This is a genomic window from Paenibacillus dakarensis (assembly GCF_001373415.1).
In the GTDB taxonomy this organism is placed as follows: domain Bacteria; phylum Bacillota; class Bacilli; order Paenibacillales; family Paenibacillaceae; genus Paenibacillus_AQ; species Paenibacillus_AQ dakarensis.
Genome location: NZ_CDSE01000041.1, coordinates 58,637 through 80,041, shown reverse-complemented (window position 1 = coordinate 80,041; position 21,405 = coordinate 58,637). Strand labels below are relative to the sequence as shown.

Genomic DNA, 21,405 nt, shown 5'->3' with positions numbered 1-21,405 from the left:
ACATTTACATCAGTGTCTATCGTGAGATGAGGAGAGTGTCATCATGTCGGAAAATAATCAAGTAGCTATCATTACAGGTGCAGGCAGCGGTATTGGCCGTGCAAGCAGCATCAAGCTGGCGGAGAATGGCGCAACCGTCGTTCTGGTTGACTATAACGCACAATCGGGTGAAGAAACGCTTCAGATGATTAAGGATAAGGGCGGGAATGGTATCTTCGTTCAAGCCGACGTATCCAAGAGCGAAGATGTTCAGAACTATGTGAACAAAGCTGTGGAGGCGTATGGAAGAATTGATTTCTTCTATAACAACGCTGGCGTGGTACAGAAGTTTAACCGGCTTGCCGATATCGAAGAAGCTGAGTTCGACCGCCTTGTAGCCGTCAATCTGAAAGGCTGCTTCCTTGGCATGAAGTATGTTCTTCAAGTTATGGACCGGCAGGGCAGCGGTCATATTCTGAACACGGCTTCAACCGCAGGTATCCGCAGTGAGCACAGTGCAAGTGTATACTCGGCAACGAAACACGGCGTTGTTGGGATGACCAAATCGGCTGCACTCGAATATGTGAAAAGAGGCATCCGGATCAATGCTATTTTGCCGGGAGCAGTAAAAACGGCCTTGACCGCAGGCGTCATGAAATCCTTCCAGGAAGGCGGCTATGTTCCTGAGGAAGTCTCCAATGTGAGAATGGGCCGTCCGGCAGAACCTGAGGAAATTGCCAATGTGGTAGCATTCATGGCATCTCCGGCTTCCAGTTACATGACAGGCTCCCTCGTCAACGTTGATGGCGGTTTGACACTGTAACGTCTGTTGTTACTCTCAGCATAAATTAAAGCACCCCTTGGGGCAGCGCGGATTTCTGAGCTGCATGCCAAGGGGTGCTTTTTTATTGTAAATGCGATGCAGCCAAGCGGGATTCGACCGCGTCTGCAGCTGTCTGCTTACTCGCCGACTTTTTGGTAACGCTCATAAGCCTTTTTGTAAATTTCCATATACTCGGAAACTCCCATCTTCTCAACCTGTGCCACGTACTTATCCCAATCGGACATCGGAGCTGCTCCCGTAATGAACTTCGCTTCCATCTCTTCGATATAGGTGCCGATATCCGCTCCAACGGTGGACATGAAATCTGTCTCTTCTTCCGTATAGTTGAAGGCGCTCCACTGTTCCTTAATCTTATAAGGCTCGGCTTTTTCACCGACGGCAATCGATTCAGGAAGTGATTCAGACCCTTTAAAGTACTTCACCTGCACGTATCCCGGATAGCTGCCGCCCAGCCAAGTAATATATTTGGCCAAAGCCTGGTCCATGGTAAGTCCGTTCGGGTTTTTCGTGATCTCTTCTGTGAATTGCAGCTCTCCGTCTGCATTTTTGGTGTATGTCTGCCCTTCAAGGCCCATGAAGTAGAAGGTCGCTCCCTCATCACCGTAGAAGTGGTCCATCCATCTTACAGTCGCTTCCGGATTTTTGTTCTTATCCGTAATGACGAAGGCGCCCGGCCAAACGACAGGGACTTTAATATGCGTGTACAGCTGATCGCCATACGGTCCTTTCAAAGCGCCAAGTCCAAAGTAACCGGTCTGGTTCATTTGGGTTGCCGGGTTGGGATTAATGGTTGCCCCGAAAATGCCTTCCTGTCCTTTAGCGTAAAGCGCGCTGGTCTTGATTGTGAAAATTTCGTTGTCGATCAGGCCTTCTGTATACAGCTTACGCATATATTCAATGACCTCTTTATATTTCGGGTCCGTACGGAAGAACCGGAGCTCATTCGTAGCAGGGTCCACGTCCACATGCTTATGGCCGAGGCCCCGGTTGCCGAAGCCCCATGCTCCCCGCAGCTGCTCGATCAGCGGATTGATTCCTGTTCCGGCATACGGGATTTCATCCTTCTTGCCGTTTCCGTTCAGATCGTTCTCCTTGACACCCTTTAAGTATTGATAGAACTCCTCGGTTGTCGTCGGTTCCTTCATATTCAGCTTATCGAGGAATTCCTGCTTGACCCACAGCGGCGTACCGATCAACATCGGCAGAAATTCAGGGCTGTAGAAGGAAGGGAAGGAATAAATATTGCCGTCAGGCATGGTCAATCCCTTCTTCAGGTCCGGATACTTCTCCATGAGGGCCTTAAAGTTCGGCGCATACTGGTCGATCAGGTCATTCAGCTTGATAAAGGTTCCCTGGGAGCCGTATTTCATCAGATCTGCCGCAGGCACCCGGGCACTGTAAAAGGCATCGGGATAGTCGCCGCTGGCCAGAGCCAAATTCCGCTTCTCGGTCAGGTTATCGAACGGAACCAGCTCGAACTTAACATTGATGTTAGACATCTTGGCGTATTCTTTCCATACAAGGGTTTCTTCAAAGTTATTGCCGTTCGTAGCTGCCTTACCGGTGAAGAAGGTAAGGGATACCGGCTCTTTGACAATAGGCATGCCTGTCAAGTTCACATTATCCTTGTTAGCCGCTTCCGTCTTTCCGTCGGTCTTGCTGCCGCAGCCGGAGAGCAGGCTTCCTGTCAAGGCTGCAGCCAGCAATAATGAAACCAAGCTTTTTCTTTTCATCCAAATAGACACCCTTTCAATTGGAAAATGTTTATGAATCCGTTAATCTGGCATGGCATACTAGCCTTTGACTGCTCCAATCATAACGCCTTTGACAAAATACTTCTGCAGGAACGGGTAGAGGCAGAGTACAGGCAGGTTCGCAACAATGACAGCTGCGTATTTAATGGCCTCGCCCTCCATGACAATTCGGGACTGGGTATCGTCGCCAATACCAAGCATCTCCTGCATCTGGCCCTGGATGAGGATCTCGCGCAGGAACAGCTGAAGCGGGTACTTGTCGCGGTCGGTCAAGTAGATCAATGCGCTGAAGTAGGCGTTCCAATGTCCGACGCTGTAGAACAGGATCATAACGGCAATAATCGGCATGGATAACGGCAGCACGATCCGGATCAAGGTGCTCATATTCGAGCAGCCGTCAATCGAAGCGGCCTCCTGAACCTCATAAGGAATGCCGTTCTGGAAGAAGGTCCGCATAATCAGGACATTGTACACGGACACGGCTCCCGGAATGAGCAGCGCCCACATAGAATTCAGCATCCCGAGACTTTTGACGAGCAGGTAGGTCGGAACCATCCCTCCGCTGAAGAACATCGTAAACACTAGCAGGGCAGCAATGGTATTGCGGCCGAAGAAATCCTTCCGGGAAAGCGGATAAGCCGCTGCGATGGACATTACCAGATTGATTGCCGTTCCGACCACCGTATACAGGATGGTGTTTCCGTAACCAATCAGAATTTCGTCATTCTGAAAAATTTTGCTGTATCCGACCATCGTAAGCTCTTTCGGCCAGAGCCACACCTCGCCCCGCATGACGGCATCCGGGCTGCTGATGGACGCCATGAGGACGAAGACGAGCGGGTACAGCACGGCTACGCAGATAAGAATTAAAACGATATGCACACCCCGGTCAAACCACTTCTCGCTTTTACTTTGATTATTCAAGATCCATCACCTCCTACCACAGACTGGTCTGATTTATTTTGCGGGCGATACGGTTGACGGTAACCAGCAGGATAAAGTTAATCACTGAGTTGAACAGGCCGACAGCGGCGGAATAGCTGTACTGACCGTCAATGATCCCCTTGCGGTATACATGCGTGGAGATGACATCGGACGCCGGCATATTCAGCGAATTCTGCATCAGGAATACCTTCTCAAACCCGACACCGAGCAGGGAGCCCATGTTCAGGATGAGCAGTACGATAATCGTCGGCATAATCCCTGGCAGGTTGATGTGCCAGATCCGCTGCCAGCGGCTGGCGCCGTCCACACGTGCAGCCTCATGAAGCTGCTGGTCGATGCCCGCTAGCGCGGCCAGGTAGATGATGGAGCTCCATCCCATCTGCTGCCAGACGCCTGACAAGACGAAGATGCTCTTGAACCACTCCGGCTTCGTCAAGAAGGCGATCGGGTTCCCGCCGAGCGAGGTGATCAGTGTGTTGAGCAGACCCGTTTGCGGCGAGAGGAAAATGTACAGTAATCCGACCATGACGACAGTGGACAAGAAGTGGGGAGCATACGTGATCGTCTGCACGAACCGGCTGAATTTTCTGGAACGGACCTCATTAATGAGCAGCGCCAGGATGATCGGGATCGGAAAGCCGACAAGCAGCTGGTACAGACCGATGCCAAGCGTGTTACCGAGAAGCCTCCAGAAATAATAGCTGTCAAAAAAGCGCTCGAAATGCTTGAGGCCTACCCACGGGCTGTCCAGTATTCCTTTATTGGCGATAAAATCTTTAAAGGCAATCTGCAGACCGTACATCGGCCCGTATTCGAAGACCAGAAAGAAAGCGATTACAGGAAGGATCAGCAGGTACAGATCCCAGTTCTTTTTTATGCGTTTATATACCATGCGTCGGTCCGTTTGGTTTCGGGTCTTTTTAGAAGCGGTTGGTACCAAATGGGGAGTAGACAAACACGACTCTCCTTTCTATAGGTCGATCAGGAACAAAGAGAAACAGGAAAATGCAGCTCAGACCACCTCTTTTTATCAAGTTCATCCATGCCATGAATTTAAATCCATTGTATAAGGCGTTTGTTTTCCTTGTATTAACGGAGCGTGAAAATGAAAATTCTCTCCTTTCCCGGGGTTTTATTGCATCTTAGCAGGAGAATCGGTGCATGAAAATGAACACTTCTTTATGATCTTATCGTCTTATTGGCTGAGATAAAGAAAAGATAACTTTACAAAAAAATGATTGTACTGTGAGACAGTGTTTTAGGTAAAATATGGGTGACCATGCAATTGTCAAACTGCGAAACGGAGGGATAAGAGCAATTGAAGTGGAAATGGTTTAAGCAGCGGAGCTTCGTATTTCGGATTTATGTCAGTTTTCTGGTCATTATCCTTCTGTTTTCCATGTTTAATCTCTTGTCTGTCGGCTTGTTTAGTAAAGGCGTACAGAACGAAATCATTCAGTATAACCGGATGATGCTGAGAAACACCGCCGAACGGTATCAAACTCATTTTGAGCGGGTCAAGACGTTGGTATTTGATATTTATTCGAAGGACGATGTTGTTGCCTTCCATCATCAGATTGAGAAGCGGGAGGCGAAGGATATCAATTACAGAGAAGCCAAGGATATTCTAAGGGAGCTTCGGACTCATGCATCCAATCCGATGTTTTATTTGGACAATCTGTTGATTCATTTTAATAAAGGCGGGGTTGTGCTGGATAAGGAAGGCAGCCTGTCCGCCGATATGATGTTTTCGAAATTTTATGTAAGCGAGCCGTATTCCGTTTCTTATTGGGAGGACAATATCAGCAGACCAGGCAGCTTTATGATCCATTCGGAAAGCGCTTTCCTTACATCGGGACTGAATGCCTCAAAGACACTGGGCATCATCCCGGTATCCTTTCATATGCCGTCCTCGAACTATCAGGTTATCGCCTTTCTGGATGCCAGGCTGATGAATGAGGCTTTTTATGATGATGCGGAGGATAAGCAGTTTATCATTCTGGACGGGGACGGGGCGGTACTGTATCGCACACCCGGAAATGTAATGATAGATGCTATTCCCGCTCTTGATGGAAATGAGACATTCACACTGTCGCACGGATACTATTTCTTTAAGGAAAAGGATGAGGAGAACAATTTAACCTATGTGACGGCCGTGTCATCCTCAAGCATTGCGGCGAAAGTAAGAAGCACCAACTGGAATCTGATACTCATCTTGGCCGTCTCGATCGTGCTCGGACTGCTGGTGTCCATGTATTTTGTCCGGGGAATCCATCGGCCGGTGAAACAGTTCATGGCCTCAATCCTTCACCCCAATTCGGCCAGACTGGACAGCAGGGTTCATGAATTTGATCTTATTCATCAAAATATCCGCAATTTAATGCTGGAGAAGGAATCGATCCACCAGGAGCTTCAAAACAAACAGTCACTGCTCACCAGCTTCGGTTATATCAATAAACTGAAAGCGATTGTGTCAGACATCAATGATTGGAAGGACATCGCCGAGCTGGAGGAGCCTTTTATTCTTGTGCTGTATCAGCTCCACTTCAAGGCAAGGCCAGCGGAAAGCACGCATATGAAGACGAACCGGATGGCGTATTACATACATGAGTACATCAATGTCATCGTCTCGGAGTTTATTCCATCTTCCCACACGCTGCAGATTGAGAATAATCAGATTATTTCCCTGATCCGCAGGGACGAAGTGCGGGAGGATCTCGACAAAGCCCTGTCCGGGCTGAAGGAGCGGCTGGATCAAGATAACAGCTATGTGCTGGTGACCATCGGCATCAGCTCGGTTTATCCGAATTCTTCCGAATTCAGTGAAGCGTATAATGAGGTGCTGGAGCTGGTCCAGTGCGGCAGGCCGGTCGATGAGACACAAATCATCCGCGGACCGCAGCCGGATGCGGGAGCGCTGGTATTTACGGTGCAGCAGGAACATGAGCTGTACGCGAATTTGCAGGCCGGGAATGCACCGTTCTGCATCTCCTTTATTGAACGGATGCTGGACCAGTTCAACCGCAAGGAGGCAAGCATCCGCCAGCTGCGAAGGCTGTCGGACGGCATCATAACCAGGGTGATGAAGATTCTGGAGCCGTATGGAACGGTTGACCAGGGAATGGCGAAGCAGCAGACGAAGCTCATGATGGAATGCTGCACCCTGGAGCATTTCAAGCTCTTTTTTGCCCAGCTGTTTGAAACAGCCGCCGAAGTCATCCAATCCAAGAAGGAGGAGCAGGACCCCATTATTTCTTATGTGATGGACTATATCGCCAATGGGGTGGGAAGCGAGATTTCGCTGGATCATCTGGCTGAAAGTCTGAACCTGTCGGCGGCGTATCTTTCCGTCTATATCAAGGAGAAGACCGGCGCTAACTTCAGTGAGCATTTCAACTCGGTCCGGATCCGTAAGGCGAAGGATCTGCTTGGAGCAAGCAGCATGTCTATTCAGGAGATCAGCAGCCATCTCGGCTACAGCAATGTGACCTCCTTCAACCGGATGTTCAAGAAGATGACGGGCATACCGCCGGGAGAATACCGTAAGCTCGAAATGGTACAGAACGGAACCGATGATCACCAAATATGCCCTTAACGAAAGGAATAGAAAAGACCAGCCGATATCCCGCAGGATATCAGCTGGTCTTTTCATGGTAAATGGTGAGTTATTTAGTGATGCCGATGTCCGCCAGCAGCTCATAGGAACGGAGACGGGCTTTATGATCGTAAATGGCAGATGCCACAATGATCTCGTCCGCGTCTGTCATGTCGATAAAGCGATCCAGCTGCTCACGCACTGTGGCTGGGCTTCCGATAGCGGAGAAGCTGAGAGTACGTCCGACAACCGCTTTTTCCTGCGGGCTCCAGATGTCATCCATACTGTCGACCGGCGGCTTAAGCTGACCCGTGCGGCCCCGGATAATATTCAGGAACTGCTGCTGCGCTGAAGTGGCAAGACGGTGCGCTTCTTCATCCGTATCTGCACAGATCACATTAACGCCAACCATGGCATAGGGCTGCTGCAGTTCTTCGGAAGGTTTAAAGTTGCTGCGGTACAGATCCAGTGCAGGCAGCAGGTAATCCGGTGCGAAGTGGCTGGCAAACGCAAACGGCAGTCCAAGCTGAGCGGATAACTGTGCACTGAATCCGCTGGAGCCAAGCAGCCAGATCGGAACATCCAGTCCCTCCCCGGGAACGGCCCGTACTTGCATGGAGGAGCCGGAGGTTGGATGGAAGTAATTGCGAAGCTCACCCAGCCGTTCAGGGAAATCCTGACCATCGCTGCCCGGACCGCGGCGCAGAGCACGCGCCGTCAGCTGGTCTGAGCCTGGTGCCCGGCCAAGGCCAAGGTCGATCCGGCCTGGAAAAAGTGACTCCAGGGTACCGAACTGCTCAGCGATAACGAGCGGGGAATGGTTCGGCAGCATGATGCCCCCGGCACCGATCCGCATCGTTTGGGTACCGGCTGCAATATGTCCAATAACCACGGAAGTAGCTGAGCTTGCGATACCTGTCATGTTGTGATGCTCTGCAAGCCAGTAGCGGTGATATCCCCACTTCTCTGCATGCTGGGCAAGATCAAGCGAGTTCCGAAGCGATTCCGCGGCCGTGCTCCCTTCAGTAATTGGAGCCAGGTCCAGAATAGAAACGGGTATATGTTGAACTGTTTTGGATACTGTCATCTGAATATCCTCCTATTTAGATACTGTTTAAAAAATAGCACAGTTGTATTATATACCCTGTGGGCGTATAACGAAACTTTTGTTAAGTGGTTATACTCGAGGCATCCCAAAAAGAGCCCTTACTTCACAGGTAGGGCTCTTTGTTCGGTGTTCCCAGAGAGCAGGATTCAGGCTCCTTTATTATTTCCGTAACTCAATCCGTTCCATTCCGTTCATATAAGGCTGAAGAGCCTTTGGAATGGCAATCGATCCGTCCTCCAGCTGATGATTCTCCAGCAGAGGAATCAGGATGCGCGGCGAGGCGACTTCCGTATTGTTCAAGGTATGGCAGTACTGCAAGTTTCCGTCTTCATCCCGATATCGGATGTTCGAACGCCGGGCCTGAAAGTCCAGCAGGTTCGACGACGAATGTGTCTCGCCATAGGCACCTCTGCTTGGCATCCAGGTTTCGATATCGTATTGCTTGTACGTCTTCTGCGACATGTCTCCCGTGCAGACGGCCATCACCTGGTAAGGAAGCTCCAGCAGCTGGAGGAGCTCTTCAGCATTCGCAGTGATCTCCTGATGCATGCGCTCCGATACCTCCAGATCTGCCTTACACAAGATAACCTGCTCAACCTTGGCGAACTGGTGAACCCGGTACAACCCGCGTACATCCTTGCCTGCCGAGCCGATCTCACTGCGGAAACACATCGAAGCTGCAGCAAGCTTCAGAGGCTCTGTAACATCTACAGTTTCACCGCTGTAATACGAGACGAGCGGAACCTCCGCCGTGCCGACCAGCCATTTATTTTCATCCGTGATATGGAAGGTCTGGTCTTTGCCCAGCGGGAAGAAGGCTGTGTTCATGAGTGCCTCTGTCCGTACCATAAGCGGCACATCGAGCAGTGTAAATCCTTTCTTCACCAGCAGGTCCAGTGCCAGCTGCTGCACAGCCCTGTGAAGCTGAACCCCTACACCAGCCAAGTAGTAATTTCGGCTGCCGGCGGTTTTGACGCCGCGGGGGATATCAATCATTTGATGCATCTCGCCGAGCTCCACATGATCCCGGAACGGAAACGGGAACACAGGGGGCTCCCCGATCTGTCTGACCACCACATTATCCTGGTCCGAGGCACCCACTGGCGTATCCTCCGAGACGATATTTGGTACAAGCATGATAAGCTCCGAGTACGCCGCTTCGACTTCACGAAGCTGGTTTTCTTGTCCGGTCAGCTGCTCATTGATCTCTTTAACCTTCTGCTTTACAGGCTCAGCCTGCTCCCGTTTTCCCTCCCGCATGAGGACGCTGATCTCCTGTGTAAGCTGGTTCCGCTTCTGGCGCAGGGCTTCTACATCCTGCAAGAGCAACCGCCGCTGCTCATCAAGCTTCAAAAGCTCCGCCACCGACAGCTTAATTCCTTTTTGATCGGCTGCTTGCTGTACTCTTAACTGATTCTCTTCCTGTTCTCTAAGCCATTTCATGTCAATCATCATCACCGCGTCCCTTCTGTTTCAGAAATAACAAAAAAAGCGTCCTAGTCCGTATGGGACGAGGGACGCTTATGCGCTCGCGGTGCCACCCAAATTGATTAAACTGCTGAAGCTTCAGAAGCTTAATCCACTTTGATTCCGCGATAACGGGCGAAAGCCGGTTAACTTAGGGGGAAGACCCCTTAACGAGAACGCCTCAGAGTTGGAAGCTCTTCATTGGCCTGATTTCGATATTTGTATATATTATACCGCAAGCATATGTTTTGATTCAAGGGACGGGCTGCTGTGCGCTGTTCCATTTAATGCCTCGGTGCCCAGAGCATAATGGACACGCCGACAAGACATACAGCCGCCCCAATCCAGTCATATATATCCGGCATTTTTTTGTCAACGCCCCATCCCCATAACACCGAAAGAATGATGAACACACCGCCGTAAGCGGCGTATACTCTTCCGAAATCCGGGAATTTCTGAAGTGTAGGGATAATTCCGTACAGCACCAGCACGATGGCTCCGATGATCCCGTACCAATACGGCCGTCCTTCCCGCAGCCATAGCCATACCAAGTAACCTCCGCCGATTTCAGCCACTCCAGCCAGCAAAAATATAATGATGGAATGTATCATCTCTCACCCTGCCTGTCGTCAAAATTAATTACAATATATCGGGGTCAGAAATACTATAATAGGATGAGACTCAAATGTACAACTTTAGAGCTGGGAGGAACAGCATTGGACACGCTGCTGCAACGCGAGCATGAGATTATGAAAGTCTGTCTGCTCGCCGGTAAAATTATGCTTCAGAGCGGGGCGGAAACGTACCGCGTTGAGGATACAATGATAAGGATCGCCGCATCTTATGGGGTGAATAACAGCCACAGTTATATGACCCCAACAGGGATTATTTTTTCAGTGGAGGAGCCGCAGCATATTACGAGATTGATTCGGATATCGGACCGTACAACGGATTTGAATAAGATCGACCTGGTGAACACCATTTCAAGGAGAATCAGCATGGGAGAATTAACGATTTCCGAAGCCCAGCAGGCCTTGCGTGAGGTAGAGAGGGCGAGGCCCAATTATCCGATGTGGCTGCTTATACTCTTGTCTGCTGTTGCAAGCGGCTGCTTCCTGATTATGTTCAAGGGGATTTGGAAGGACTTCCTTCCGGCTGCGCTGGCTGGCGGACTTGGATTTTCCTGTTTTGTCTATATTCAGCGGGTTATTCCGGTGCGGTTCTTTGCCGAGTTCTCCGGGGCAATGACCATCGGTTTGGCTGCCGTGTGGATGGTGAAGAACGGATATGGACAGCAGATCGATATCATCATTATCAGCTCGGTGATGCCGCTTGTTCCCGGGCTGGTCATCACGAATGCAATCCGTGATCTGATGGCAGGACATTTGATTTCCGGCTTGTCCAAGGGAGCGGAGGCATTCATTACATCGTTTGCCATTGGCGCAGGCATCGCGTTCATGCTGTCATTCTATTAAGGAGGTTAGCGAACTTTATGATGATGTATATTCAACAGATTATAACGAGCTTTATTGCTTCTGCTGCCTTCGGGATGATCTTCAATGCACCGCGTAAAGCGCTGGTACAGTGCGGTTTTGCCGGCATGGTCGGATGGATCCTGTATATCTGGTTTCAAAATATGGGGATGAACCCGGTGGCGGCAACGGTGATCGCAGCATTCGTGGTCACGATGATCAGTTACTTTTTTGCAAAAAAATATAAAACGCCCATTATTGTATTCAGTGTTTCCGGAATCATACCCCTTGTTCCCGGCGGTCTCGCCTACGATGCCCTGCGTCATGTCGCCCAAAATCAATATGATCTTGCCGTTCAGCTGGGTGCGCGAGCGTTTATGATCTCGGGTGCGATCGCGCTGGGCTTGCTGCTGGCAGAAGTAACGAACCAGGTGATCAAGAAGGCAGCCTTGCCTCGGAAGCTGTAATCCAAACGAAAGGCCGGGAAACGAATTCCCGGCCTTTTTTTAGCGAAAGATAATAATGTGATGTATATCACTTTTGTGCATATGCACAATGAAATACGTTATCCTATCAATAGAATTGCGCCCTGCGGGCCTTTATACTTACAACTGTAAGCGTCATCAATTCCATGGAGAATGACAAGCATTATAACATCACGATACCTTTTTGGGGAGGCAGCAGCATGGAAGGGACAGTAATTCATTGGGGCGGAGCTATTATCGGACTGGTCCTAGCTATCGTACTTATTTTCAAAAAAGTAAATCCGGTTTATGCCCTGTTTGGAGGCGCTGTCATAGGCGGTCTTCTGGGCGGAGCATCGATTGAGTTAACCGTACAGTATATTATTGAGGGCACGAACAGTGTCATGGGCGCGGTCGTTCGCGTATTGGCGGCTGGTGTGCTGGCAGGTATTCTGATTGAATCCGGCGCAGCCGAGCGTATTGCGGAAACGATTGTTTCCAAGCTCGGTGAAAAGAAAGCGCTTTTATCCATTGCGCTGGCCACGATGATTATTACCGCAGTCGGGGTCTTCATTACCGTAGCCATTATCATCGTTGCACCCATTGCATTATCGGTCGGGAAAAAGATAGGCATATCCAAAACAGCCTTGCTGCTTGCATTGGTGGGCGGCGGTAAAGCAGGCAACATTATTTCCCCGAACCCGAATACCATTGCGGTAGCCAAGGGGTTTGACGTAGATCTGGCCCAAGTGATGATTAACGGATTCTTACCAGCCGTTGCAGGCTTGATCGTTACCGTAATCGTGGCTAAGATGCTGATGAAAAAAGGTGTGATGGTGGCGGACACGGATCAAGTGGATAACGGAGCAGTCAAGAAGGAAAAACCGAGCTTTGGCCGTTCCATGGTCGCTCCGATTGTAGCTATTGTACTGCTCGCGATCAACCCGATCGGCAGCATCTTCGGCATTGAAGCATTGAAGGCGTTTAAGATCGACTCGATGATTATTCTGCCGGTTGCCGGCATTATCGGTCTGATCGCTATGAAGCAGAGCAAACAAATCATTAACTTTACAACCTCGGGTCTGAATAAAATGACAGGCACCGCTATTATTCTGATTGGTGCCGGCGCCATCGCGGGCATTATCTCCAAATCGAATTTAAGTGCGGTTGTTGTTGACACGATTGATGTGTTGGGTGTTTCAGGCACATTCCTCGCACCGCTTGCAGGTATTCTGATGGGTGCCGCAACGGCATCTACATCGACGGCTTCCATTGTGGCGGCGGGATCTTTTGGTGAAGCTATTCTGTCCATGGGCACGGCTCCGTTAAGCGCAGCGGTCATGGTTCATACCGGTGCTACGGTAATTGACCATTTGCCTCATGGAAACTTCTTCCACGTTACGGCAGAATCCGTTAAGATGAGTATTAAGGAGCGAATGAAGCTCATCCCTTACGAGAGTATTGTCGGTTTAACGATGACGATTGCGGCTACGATTTTATACGGATTTGTATTTTAGATTATGAATAGTATAAAGATGGGGTGGAGCACGATGAAAAACGATATGGTGATTGTCCTGGCACCGGATTCTTTCAAAGAGAGTATGACGGCCAAGGAAGTATGCGAAGCGATGGAAAAGGGAATCCGGAAGGGTAACCCCGATATTAGCTGCATTCATGTACCGATGGCGGATGGCGGAGAAGGAACAATGCAGTCACTGGTCGATGCAACCGGAGGCCGTGTTCATACCTTGAAGGTGAGAGGGCCTCTGGGAAACGAAGTGGAGGCTTCCTACGGGATATCGGGAGACGGGGTAACGGGCATTCTGGAAATGGCGAGCGCGAGCGGTATCCATCTCGTTGCCCCAGTGCACAGAAATCCGCTCATTACAACAACTTATGGTACGGGTGAATTGATCAGGGCATGTCTGAATCATGGAGTCCGCAAGCTGTTGATCGGTATTGGGGGAAGTGCAACCAACGACGGCGGAGCCGGAATGGTTCAGGCGCTGGGAGGGAAGCTGCTTGATGCAGATGGAAATGAGCTTCCTGGCGGCGGCGGTGCCCTTGGCAGACTTGCAAGCATTGACCTGACGCATTTTGACCCGCGTCTTCGGGATGTGGAGGTAGAGGTCGCTTGTGATGTAACGAATCCGTTATGCGGTCCCCAAGGCGCATCCCATGTGTTCGGGCCTCAAAAGGGGGCAACACCGGATATGATTCAGCAGCTGGACGACAACCTTCGTCATTACGCGAATGTGATTCAGCGTCAGCTGAACCAGGATATCGTGGATGTGCCGGGTGCAGGTGCGGCCGGTGGATTGGGCGGAGGCCTGATGATATTCCTCGGCGGCGTGCTGAAGAAAGGAATCGATATGGTGATCGATTACACGGGGCTTGAGGAGAAGGTCCAGCAGGCTGATATGGTATGGACGGGTGAAGGCGGCATGGATTTTCAGACTCAATACGGCAAGACGCCGCTTGGTGTAGCGATGGTTGCCAAGAAATACGACAAGCCTGTCGTGGCCTTGGCGGGACGGATTGGCGATCAGATTGAGGTTCTGTACGATAAAGGAATTGATAGTATATTCGGAATTATGCCATGTGCAGCAACGCTTGCGGAGGCTTTGGCACATGGACCGGAGAATGTGGAGAGAACGTCGGAGAATGTTATTCGATTGTTAAGATCGGTAAAATAGCGTAAATTCAAGAGGCTGCCGTATACCGGTCAGCCTCTTTCTGTATTCATATGCTTAAAGTCAGGCATAAGAAAGAGATTAGACTAAAGGATTCGAGCGGGGAGGCACATCATGAAACTATCAAGATCGCTTGCAGAGAGAATCGCCAATGAAATGATGAAGGTTATTCCCTATAATATCAATGTCATGGATGAGAAGGGGATTATTATCGGCAGCGGAGAGTCTAAGCGCATCGGTACGTTTCATACCGGAGCGCTCAAGGCCATTCATTCCGGCCAGATCAATGAGGTTTATGAGGCAGGGGGCGGCATGAAGCCGGGCGTTAATGAGCCGATCGTGATGGACGGCAGGGTGATTGGGGTTGTCGGGATCACAGGGCATCCAGATGAGGTCAGACCTTTTAGCAAGCTGTTAAAAGTAACCGTGGTGCTGTTAATTGAGCAGGAAGCACAAAACAAGAAGAACCAGGATGAGAAACAGCGGAAGGGAAAATTCTATCAGGAGCTGTCCTACCGAAAAGTTGCTTATGATCAGGATTTTCTGGAACGGGCCAAGGATTACGGCCTTGATCTCACCCGAAAGTGTGAGGCGGTACTGGTTCATGCTGATTTTGGTGCAAGGGAGTTTCAGCACTTTACTCAAGAATACCCGCATCATTGGAGCCTTGAGAATGACAAGACCGTGTTCTATATTACAGATACCCTGAAAATCAGGGAAATATTGGCCAAACTTGCCGATTTCAAAGCGGTTGTCAGGGTCGGGGTGGGCCAAGCCGAGGAGCTGGGGGCACACTCCCTGGAACAGGCAGTCTTAGCCATGGAGACGGGCGCGAAAATTTGTCCATCCCGAATGATTAACCGGTATATTGACCTGAAATTTCTCATTCACCTATCCCACGAAGACCGCAAAGAGCTGGGTGCGCTGTACAACGTGCTCTATCAGAATGGGGACAAGCTGGGACTTTTGGAAACACTGCAGGTATATATAGCTGAGAACGGGGACCATAATGCGGCTGTCAAACGACTAAACATCCATCGGAATACGCTCAACTACCGGTTAAACCGGATCAAGCAGCTGACAGGAAAGGACCCCCGTTCGCTCATCGAGCTGTTCGAGCTTCTCTGCGCGCTAATGTGGAGGGAGCAGCCGTCCATTATTTGATGCCAAGACGCAATCGGTAGCTGAACATGACTTCCCGCGGCTGCCCTTGGAAATACGCCTCCACCTGCTGTATGAAAGCATCGATGGCAGAATCCAGCTCATGTATTCCATGCCGGAACAAGGTTTGAATACCTCCCTGGCTTAGGGTAAGCCCGACATATCTTTCAGCGTTACAAGGCTCCATATGGTGAAATACAATTTCTTTGGCAAACCGGAACAGGCCGCTTTCCCGAATATGCTTCAGATGCTCATTTTTATTCCCTTTACGGGCTTTACGATCGTCTTCGATATGCTTATTAATTAGCATCTCAGCCGATTCAATCAGTTCATGACAGGTTTTCTCGATTGGCCAGTGCAGGCTCGGCGGCCAATCGCAATCGTATACGGCAAAGATCCCGCCTGTACACAGCAGGCGTGCGGCCTCCTTGAGTGTGCTCGCTGGCTCCATCCAATGAAACGATTGGGAGCAGGTGATGATGTCTACAGACTCTGAATCCAGCGGGATTTGATTAGAATAGCCAGCGATAAAGCTGATATGGTCTGTACGCTCCTGTTCCTGAAGCTTATCGATAGCCTTTTGCCGCATATCATCATTCGGCTCGATGCCAATGATTCGGTCTGCGGCATTTTTCCAAACATAAGAAGACAAACCGGTTCCGCAGCCAATATCCACGACAAGAGCGGGCTTTCGCTGTAAATACCCTGTCAAAATATCAATGACTTGCTCCGGTGCCTCCGGTCGGTACCGATCATACGTATCCTGGTAGCCGGAGAACCGGTCCACATTGCTCTGCCGGTTTCCTTCTGGAATATTACGGCGTTCCGCGTTTGCGTTCAGGTCCTGTTCATGCTTCTTCATCATCTAAACCTCCACTTGATCGAATGTTGTTACTTTTTACCCGCCTGTTACGCATGTAACGGAAGCGGGCTGAATTGGCTGTACCCGTTATGAGTATGACCCAAGAGGTTGAGGCCATATAAAAGGTGCAATACAATGATATAGAGCAGCAGGAGATGAACCAGACTAGAAAGAGGGTAACCCATGCATTTGAATGAACATAAAAAAGCGGTTTTCTTTGATGTGGATGATACATTATATGATCATCTGACTCCATTCCGTCGTGCAGTAGATGAGATCGCCCATCCGGCGGCCGATTTTCCTTATGAAGCAGCTTACCACCGGATGAGATATTACAGCGATATACTGTCGCTTGAGCTTGGCGGCGCGGGTTCGCAGCAGTATGAAGAGACGGTGGAAGAGATGCGAAGACGACGCTTTCAGCTCGCTCTGCAGGAATTCGGCATAGAGCTGAGTTCTGACCAGGCGAAACGAATGCAGGCCGCATATATCGGATGCCAGTATGATATTCAGATGTTTGCCCGTGCACGTGAGCTGCTGAAGCAGCTCGCAGACGACGGTCATATTATTGGATTGATTACGAATGGGCCATTGGAGCATCAGATGAACAAAATCGCAGCGATGAATCTCGGTGACATCATCCCGGATGAACGGTTATTTGTCTCCGGCGCCGTGGGCTGGGACAAGCCGGACGCGCGTATTTTCGCTTATGTGAATGAAAAGACGGGAACGCGTCCCGAGAACAGCTTCTATGTAGGAGATTCTTGGCGCAATGATGTGATCGGTGCCTTGAATGCCGGATGGCATGTCATCTGGTTTAACCACCGCAGAGCAAAGCCGGAATCTGAACATACTCCTCATTACACGGCGACAAGCTATGAGGAACTGGGTGAGATCTTGAAGGCTCGCCTATAGCAGTGCTTTAATATGACTTTCGATCTTTTCCGGCGTATCGGCCGGGGCAAATCGATTGATAACCTTGCCGTTTCGATCCACAAGAAATTTGGTGAAGTTCCATTTGATTCGTTTGGTGCCTAGAGCCCCAGGCGCCTCAGAGGACAAATACTTGAACAGTGGATGTGCGCTCGCCCCGTTGACATCAATTTTGGAGAACAGGGGAAAGGTGACTCCGTGATTCAGCTTGCAGGCACTGGCGATTTCAGCATCGTTCGCAAGCTCTTGATTCATAAATTGACTGCTGGGAAAGCCGAGAACCGCAAAGCCTTGATCCTGGTAAGCCTCGTGAAGCTTCTCCAAACCATCGAACTGTGGAGCGAAACCGCATTTGGTGGCTGTGTTTACGATCAGCAGGACCTGACCCTTGTAGGATTCCAGTGTTTGATGTTGACCGTTAATGGTAGTGACCTCGAAATCATAAATAGACATTAGGCAGATGCTCCTTCTATTAAAATATGATAAGGGTGTATACGATATCCGCTTCACTGGGGTTTCAATCCACCCCTTGCCACAACGAAAGAACCCCGGACCCATCAGGCCCGGGGTTCTTGTATATATACCTTAATGCTTGTCTTTAACCTCGCCGACTTTTTGCTGAACCTCGCCTTTGGCCTTATCCACTTTACCTTCGGCCTGCATTGATTTGTTATCGGTGGCGTTACCTACTTGATCCTTTACCTCACCTTTTGCCTTGGAAACGCCGCCTTTGATTTTATCTCCGAGTCCGTTATGATCGCTCATTATTAACATCTCCATTCGGTTTAAGGATACAAGGTATTAACCGATTAGAGAAAATTTTAAACATTTTCATCAGGCTGCGCCCATACAGAAACACTGCCGCCATTTACCGGGAATTCTGCAAAACCATCTTCACCAATGGTGATCTTGTCTTCCCTTGTATTGGTTAGGTCAACCCAGACTTGTCCGGCTCGTTCTGCGCCTACATTCATTCGCTTGCTGCCTTCATCACCATTCGATATGACAACCGCACAGCCGGAGCGCTCGATTTCAGGAACGCCCAGGCGAACCCAGCCAATCGTGTTAGGGTGGTCGAAATAGTCCTCCTGCTTGCCATAGGCTTTATTGGAACGGGCATAGAGCAGCGGATCGATGGCAATCTGTTTACCGGGGATGGGGTTTTCTCCGCCAATGCCATAATAATCTCCGTAAAAGACGACAGGGTAGCCATCTTTACGCAGCAATATTAAGGCGTAGGCACTTTGCTTAAACCAATCCTGTACCCACGATTCAAGCGATTCATGAGGCTGTGAATCATGATTGTCTACAAAAGTAACGGCATTTGTCGGATGGGACTGAACCAGGGTATCATCAAAAATCGTCCGCAAATCAAAGTCAGCTCCAGCTTCAGATGCGGCATGCAGCTTGTAATGGAGAGATACATCGAACAAGTCGATTTGATAATCAATCGAATCGAGGAATTCACGCGAGGCATCCAGCTCCGGATTCCAGAACTCACCGACGATATAGAAGGAATCCCCTTCCTTCTCCCTCATCGCTGCTGCAAACTCTTTAATAAAATCATAGTTAATATGCTTGATGGCATCGAGGCGGAATCCGTTGCAATGCAGCGTATCAATCATCCACTTGCCCCATTCCGTCATCTCGCGGCGGACATCGGGGTGACTGTAATCAATATTGGCGAACATGAGGTAATCATAATTGCCGAATTCATTATCTACATTGTCACTCCATGATTTATTCTCACCCAAGATACGGAAGATGCCGGTACGGCCCTGGCTTTCATCGTAGTCTGTTCCGTTAAAATGGTTGAAGTTCCACTTGAATGACGAATAAGTATCCCCGCGTCCCGGAAAGGTAAACTTGGTCCATCCTTCAATTTCAAAGGGCTTGGAGATATCCTTGTTGCGATCCATTTCGTCTACTTCAATGACCTGGAACCGTTCTGTGGCGTCTGCCCCAGCCTTGTGATTCATGACCAGATCGACATAAACGGCTATGCCATTATCCTTACACGCCTGAATGGCTTCAATCAGCTGCTCCTTGGTACCGTATTTCGTAGCAACGGTTCCCTTTTGGTCGAATTCACCGAGATCGTACAGATCGTATACTCCATAACCCGTGTCTTCAGCAGATTGGCCTTTGGTTACCGGGGGGATCCAAACGGAGGTAATTCCGGCCTGTTTTAATTGAGGTGCAGCATCTCTTAGGCGATTCCAGTGAGAACCGTCAGCTGCAATATGCCACTCGAAAAATTGCATAATGGTATGATTTCGTTGCAATGAACCCATCTCCTCTAAGTTATAACTCAACAACGTTATGGTGATCCTTGTAGCCTACCCACGAAAAAGAAGGCTAAACTCTGCGAAGAGGGTTATAGCCGTATCATAATAATTTACCCGATTTTCGGTTATTGTTAACATCCGTTTCGCCACTTCCGTATCAATGGTCCATCTGTGCCGTAAACCGGATCGGATAACGGGAGCGGGACATGGCGTATCTCCTCAAGCGCTTTGGGCCGGTCACTTGGCTCTCCACGGCGAGTGTTGTAATCCATGCCATCCGGGTATGCTCCGGCAATAAGAAAATCTGCGGAGGAGGATATTTTCTTATGACCGGTTCCTGCAGGAAGCACAACAACATCGCCGGTGTTCAGTTCAACCTGTGCTCCTTGCTCACCGCCCAATTGAAGAAGGGCAGAGCCTGAGATGACACCAAGCACTTCATGGGCGTTGCTGTGGTAATGATGGTATGGAAAAACACCATTCTGCCAGCTGTTTCGCCATCCATTGCGATTAAAGATGCTTTCGATCTGTTCGGATTGATTGCTTAATGCATTAACATATAGAAGGACAGGGAGTGTGGGATGATTAGGGATCATCCCGTCATCTTCAAACATGAAGGCTTTAACCGTCTCATTCATTATCGTTTACCTCATTTTTGGATGTCTTTCGCCGGATTTTTTTCGTTCATGAAGATTGGCATGTATAAATATACCACTCCATTGTCCGGGGGAATCAGCGCTTGGTTATTTTTATGACATCCAGAAGGCGAGTACGGCAAGCAGTACGGATGTGATGGTCATAGCAAGCAGCGGACGCCAAGCCTTTCGAAGGGACTGGATATGAATGTTCAGTCCAAGGCCTACCATAGCCATTGCAAGAATAAAGGATGCCGAGTTTGCAATACCGTTCTTTAAGCCGGCAGGAATAAGGGGCGTACCGCCGAATTCAATACTGCCAATCAGGCTAAGGGCAATAAAACCAAGTAGGAACCAAGGGAATTCAAGCTTCGAACCCTTCTCGATCCGTCCGGTACGGCGCATCCAATACATCAATACAAGGCTCAGTGGAATCAGAAGAAATACCCGTCCAAGCTTCGCCAGCAGGCTGACCGCAAGCGCCCCTTCTCCGGCAGGCGCTGCAGCTAAGGCAACATGGGCAAGTTCATGAAGACTGATGCCGGACCATATACCGTATTGTCCTTCTGTAAGCGGAAGAACAGGTTGCAGCAGCGTATAAACAACGGCGAACACGGTGCCGACAAAAGCAATGATTCCTGCGCCAAGTGCCGTATCCTCATCTTTAGCTTTCAGGATCGGTGATACGGCTGCGATGGCCGCTGCACCGCATACACCGGTTCCAATCCCAAGCAGTAGCGAGAGGGAACCGTCGGCTTTAAGCCATTTTGACAGCAGCATGGTTACCAGAATAGCGAACACAATGACGACAACATCCCGAAGCAGCAGCCCCAGGCCTTGGCTGAATACGATGGCAATATTGAGCTTGAGTCCGTACAGAATAATCGCAAGCCGAAGCAACTTCTTCGCTGTAAACTGTATTCCGGATCGAATGGCCTCAGGGTATCCCCACAGCTGACGGATTAAGGCAGCAATTAGAATCGCCCATGCCAATTGTCCCAGAACACTCAGTTTAGGCACGGAAGATAGGGCATAGCCTATAAGTGCGATTATAAATGTAAAACCGATTCCGCCTGCCATAGCCATAATTGTGTTTTTCTGTTTTGGCCGCTGGTTTTCATATGGTTCCTGATTCGAAAGTGTGTGATCTTCTGATCTCATTACTGTACCTCCGATATGTCCGGTTAAATGGTTTTAATTCATCG

General features: G+C 49.6%; 20 protein-coding genes. 8 read left to right on the top strand and 12 right to left on the bottom strand.

Annotated features, from left to right (window positions below; all coding sequences use genetic code 11):
* The first annotated feature begins 43 nt into the window (after positions 1 to 43).
* Positions 44 to 802 (top strand): SDR family NAD(P)-dependent oxidoreductase, encoded by a 759-nt coding sequence (locus BN1234_RS11795; protein WP_054956859.1) that lies wholly within the window; start codon positions 44 to 46, stop codon positions 800 to 802.
* Positions 803 to 939: 137 nt separating this feature from the next.
* On the opposite strand, the gene BN1234_RS11790 is transcribed toward BN1234_RS11795, so the two are convergent.
* From BN1234_RS11790 to BN1234_RS11780, 3 genes are read right to left on the bottom strand one after another with little or no spacing between them, the layout of a single operon-like run.
* Entirely contained in the window at positions 940 to 2,556 is a 1,617-nt protein-coding gene (locus BN1234_RS11790) for an extracellular solute-binding protein (protein WP_054956858.1), read from the bottom strand.
* A gap of 60 nt (positions 2,557 to 2,616) precedes the next feature.
* Positions 2,617 to 3,501 carry a carbohydrate ABC transporter permease gene (locus BN1234_RS11785; protein ID WP_054956857.1) on the bottom strand — a complete coding sequence of 295 codons (885 nt, stop codon included), beginning with the start codon at positions 3,499 to 3,501 and terminating at the stop codon, positions 2,617 to 2,619.
* 13 nt (positions 3,502 to 3,514) lie between these two features.
* On the bottom strand, positions 3,515 to 4,414 hold the full coding sequence (locus BN1234_RS11780; protein WP_082423181.1) for an ABC transporter permease: 900 nt from the start codon (positions 4,412 to 4,414) through the stop codon (positions 3,515 to 3,517).
* 426 nt (positions 4,415 to 4,840) lie between these two features.
* On the opposite strand from BN1234_RS11780, the gene BN1234_RS11775 reads away from it, so the two are divergent.
* Entirely contained in the window at positions 4,841 to 7,117 is a 2,277-nt protein-coding gene (locus BN1234_RS11775; protein WP_054956855.1) for a helix-turn-helix domain-containing protein, read from the top strand.
* A 70-nt stretch (positions 7,118 to 7,187) separates the two neighbouring features.
* Here the strand turns inward: BN1234_RS11775 and BN1234_RS11770 are convergent, their stop codons facing one another.
* The 3 genes from BN1234_RS11770 to BN1234_RS11760 all read right to left on the bottom strand — a co-directional run bounded on the left by BN1234_RS11770 (position 7,188) and on the right by BN1234_RS11760 (position 10,303).
* Entirely contained in the window at positions 7,188 to 8,204 is a 1,017-nt protein-coding gene (locus BN1234_RS11770) for an LLM class flavin-dependent oxidoreductase (protein ID WP_054956854.1), read from the bottom strand.
* 180 nt (positions 8,205 to 8,384) lie between these two features.
* Entirely contained in the window at positions 8,385 to 9,677 is a 1,293-nt protein-coding gene (gene serS, locus BN1234_RS11765; RefSeq protein WP_054956871.1) for a serine--tRNA ligase, read from the bottom strand.
* 299 nt (positions 9,678 to 9,976) lie between these two features.
* A complete protein-coding gene (locus tag BN1234_RS11760) occupies positions 9,977 to 10,303 on the bottom strand; it encodes a YnfA family protein (RefSeq protein WP_054956853.1) in 327 nt (108 codons plus the stop codon).
* A gap of 138 nt (positions 10,304 to 10,441) precedes the next feature.
* Between BN1234_RS11760 and BN1234_RS11755 the strand changes: the two genes are divergently transcribed.
* The 5 genes from BN1234_RS11755 to BN1234_RS11735 all read left to right on the top strand — a co-directional run bounded on the left by BN1234_RS11755 (position 10,442) and on the right by BN1234_RS11735 (position 15,485).
* Positions 10,442 to 11,167, top strand: coding sequence for a threonine/serine exporter family protein (locus BN1234_RS11755; RefSeq protein WP_245640160.1), 726 nt, complete (start codon positions 10,442 to 10,444; stop codon positions 11,165 to 11,167).
* 20 nt (positions 11,168 to 11,187) lie between these two features.
* Complete coding sequence (locus BN1234_RS11750) at positions 11,188 to 11,631, top strand: threonine/serine exporter family protein (protein WP_054956869.1); 444 nt, start codon at positions 11,188 to 11,190, stop codon at positions 11,629 to 11,631.
* 218 nt (positions 11,632 to 11,849) lie between these two features.
* Positions 11,850 to 13,145 (top strand): GntP family permease, encoded by a 1,296-nt coding sequence (locus tag BN1234_RS11745; protein WP_054956852.1) that lies wholly within the window; start codon positions 11,850 to 11,852, stop codon positions 13,143 to 13,145.
* A gap of 33 nt (positions 13,146 to 13,178) precedes the next feature.
* Positions 13,179 to 14,324, top strand: a complete 1,146-nt coding sequence (locus tag BN1234_RS11740; protein ID WP_054956851.1) for a glycerate kinase family protein — start codon at positions 13,179 to 13,181, stop codon at positions 14,322 to 14,324.
* Between the two features lie 111 nt (positions 14,325 to 14,435).
* A complete protein-coding gene (locus BN1234_RS11735) occupies positions 14,436 to 15,485 on the top strand; it encodes a CdaR family transcriptional regulator (protein WP_054956850.1) in 1,050 nt (349 codons plus the stop codon).
* Here the strand turns inward: BN1234_RS11735 and BN1234_RS11730 are convergent.
* Entirely contained in the window at positions 15,478 to 16,347 is an 870-nt protein-coding gene (locus BN1234_RS11730; protein WP_245640157.1) for a class I SAM-dependent methyltransferase, read from the bottom strand. The two genes, BN1234_RS11735 and BN1234_RS11730, sit on opposite strands and share 8 nt — an antisense overlap.
* A gap of 180 nt (positions 16,348 to 16,527) precedes the next feature.
* Here BN1234_RS11730 and BN1234_RS11725 point away from each other — a divergent pair, with 180 nt between their 5' ends.
* The gene (locus BN1234_RS11725) at positions 16,528 to 17,259 is read left to right on the top strand and encodes an HAD family hydrolase (protein WP_054956848.1); all 732 of its coding nucleotides are present in this window, start codon (positions 16,528 to 16,530) and stop codon (positions 17,257 to 17,259) included.
* Here BN1234_RS11725 and BN1234_RS11720 read toward each other — a convergent pair.
* From BN1234_RS11720 to BN1234_RS11700, 5 genes are all read right to left on the bottom strand, one after another.
* A complete protein-coding gene (locus BN1234_RS11720) occupies positions 17,254 to 17,730 on the bottom strand; it encodes a glutathione peroxidase (protein ID WP_054956847.1) in 477 nt (158 codons plus the stop codon). The two genes, BN1234_RS11725 and BN1234_RS11720, sit on opposite strands and share 6 nt — an antisense overlap.
* A 132-nt stretch (positions 17,731 to 17,862) precedes the next feature.
* A complete protein-coding gene (locus tag BN1234_RS11715) occupies positions 17,863 to 18,042 on the bottom strand; it encodes a CsbD family protein (RefSeq protein ID WP_054956846.1) in 180 nt (59 codons plus the stop codon).
* Between the two features lie 56 nt (positions 18,043 to 18,098).
* Positions 18,099 to 19,562 carry an alpha-amylase gene (locus BN1234_RS11710; RefSeq protein WP_054956845.1) on the bottom strand — a complete coding sequence of 488 codons (1,464 nt, stop codon included), beginning with the start codon at positions 19,560 to 19,562 and terminating at the stop codon, positions 18,099 to 18,101.
* A gap of 134 nt (positions 19,563 to 19,696) precedes the next feature.
* Positions 19,697 to 20,203 carry a cupin domain-containing protein gene (locus BN1234_RS11705; protein ID WP_054956844.1) on the bottom strand — a complete coding sequence of 169 codons (507 nt, stop codon included), beginning with the start codon at positions 20,201 to 20,203 and terminating at the stop codon, positions 19,697 to 19,699.
* Between the two features lie 111 nt (positions 20,204 to 20,314).
* Entirely contained in the window at positions 20,315 to 21,286 is a 972-nt protein-coding gene (locus BN1234_RS11700; RefSeq protein WP_245640159.1) for a YeiH family protein, read from the bottom strand.
* Positions 21,287 to 21,405: the final 119 nt, after the last annotated feature.

What these genes read in the sequence shown, in the direction of transcription:
- BN1234_RS11770 (WP_054956854.1), bottom strand. Translation starts at nt 8,204, where the DNA reads ATGACAGTATCCAAAACAGTTCAACATATACCCGTTTCTATTCTGGAC.
- serS (WP_054956871.1), bottom strand. Translation starts at nt 9,677, where the DNA reads ATGATTGACATGAAATGGCTTAGAGAACAGGAAGAGAATCAGTTAAGA.
- BN1234_RS11755 (WP_245640160.1), top strand. Translation starts at nt 10,442, where the DNA reads ATGAAAGTCTGTCTGCTCGCCGGTAAAATTATGCTTCAGAGCGGGGCG.
- BN1234_RS11730 (WP_245640157.1), bottom strand. Translation starts at nt 16,347, where the DNA reads ATGATGAAGAAGCATGAACAGGACCTGAACGCAAACGCGGAACGCCGT.
- BN1234_RS11740 (WP_054956851.1), top strand. Translation starts at nt 13,179, where the DNA reads ATGAAAAACGATATGGTGATTGTCCTGGCACCGGATTCTTTCAAAGAG.
- BN1234_RS11745 (WP_054956852.1), top strand. Translation starts at nt 11,850, where the DNA reads ATGGAAGGGACAGTAATTCATTGGGGCGGAGCTATTATCGGACTGGTC.
- BN1234_RS11790 (WP_054956858.1), bottom strand. Translation starts at nt 2,556, where the DNA reads ATGAAAAGAAAAAGCTTGGTTTCATTATTGCTGGCTGCAGCCTTGACA.
- BN1234_RS11795 (WP_054956859.1), top strand. Translation starts at nt 44, where the DNA reads ATGTCGGAAAATAATCAAGTAGCTATCATTACAGGTGCAGGCAGCGGT.
- BN1234_RS11720 (WP_054956847.1), bottom strand. Translation starts at nt 17,730, where the DNA reads ATGTCTATTTATGATTTCGAGGTCACTACCATTAACGGTCAACATCAA.
- BN1234_RS11780 (WP_082423181.1), bottom strand. Translation starts at nt 4,414, where the DNA reads ATGGTATATAAACGCATAAAAAAGAACTGGGATCTGTACCTGCTGATC.
- BN1234_RS11715 (WP_054956846.1), bottom strand. Translation starts at nt 18,042, where the DNA reads ATGAGCGATCATAACGGACTCGGAGATAAAATCAAAGGCGGCGTTTCC.
- BN1234_RS11705 (WP_054956844.1), bottom strand. Translation starts at nt 20,203, where the DNA reads ATGAATGAGACGGTTAAAGCCTTCATGTTTGAAGATGACGGGATGATC.
- BN1234_RS11735 (WP_054956850.1), top strand. Translation starts at nt 14,436, where the DNA reads ATGAAACTATCAAGATCGCTTGCAGAGAGAATCGCCAATGAAATGATG.
- BN1234_RS11700 (WP_245640159.1), bottom strand. Translation starts at nt 21,286, where the DNA reads ATGGCTATGGCAGGCGGAATCGGTTTTACATTTATAATCGCACTTATA.
- BN1234_RS11725 (WP_054956848.1), top strand. Translation starts at nt 16,528, where the DNA reads ATGCATTTGAATGAACATAAAAAAGCGGTTTTCTTTGATGTGGATGAT.
- BN1234_RS11760 (WP_054956853.1), bottom strand. Translation starts at nt 10,303, where the DNA reads ATGATACATTCCATCATTATATTTTTGCTGGCTGGAGTGGCTGAAATC.
- BN1234_RS11750 (WP_054956869.1), top strand. Translation starts at nt 11,188, where the DNA reads ATGATGTATATTCAACAGATTATAACGAGCTTTATTGCTTCTGCTGCC.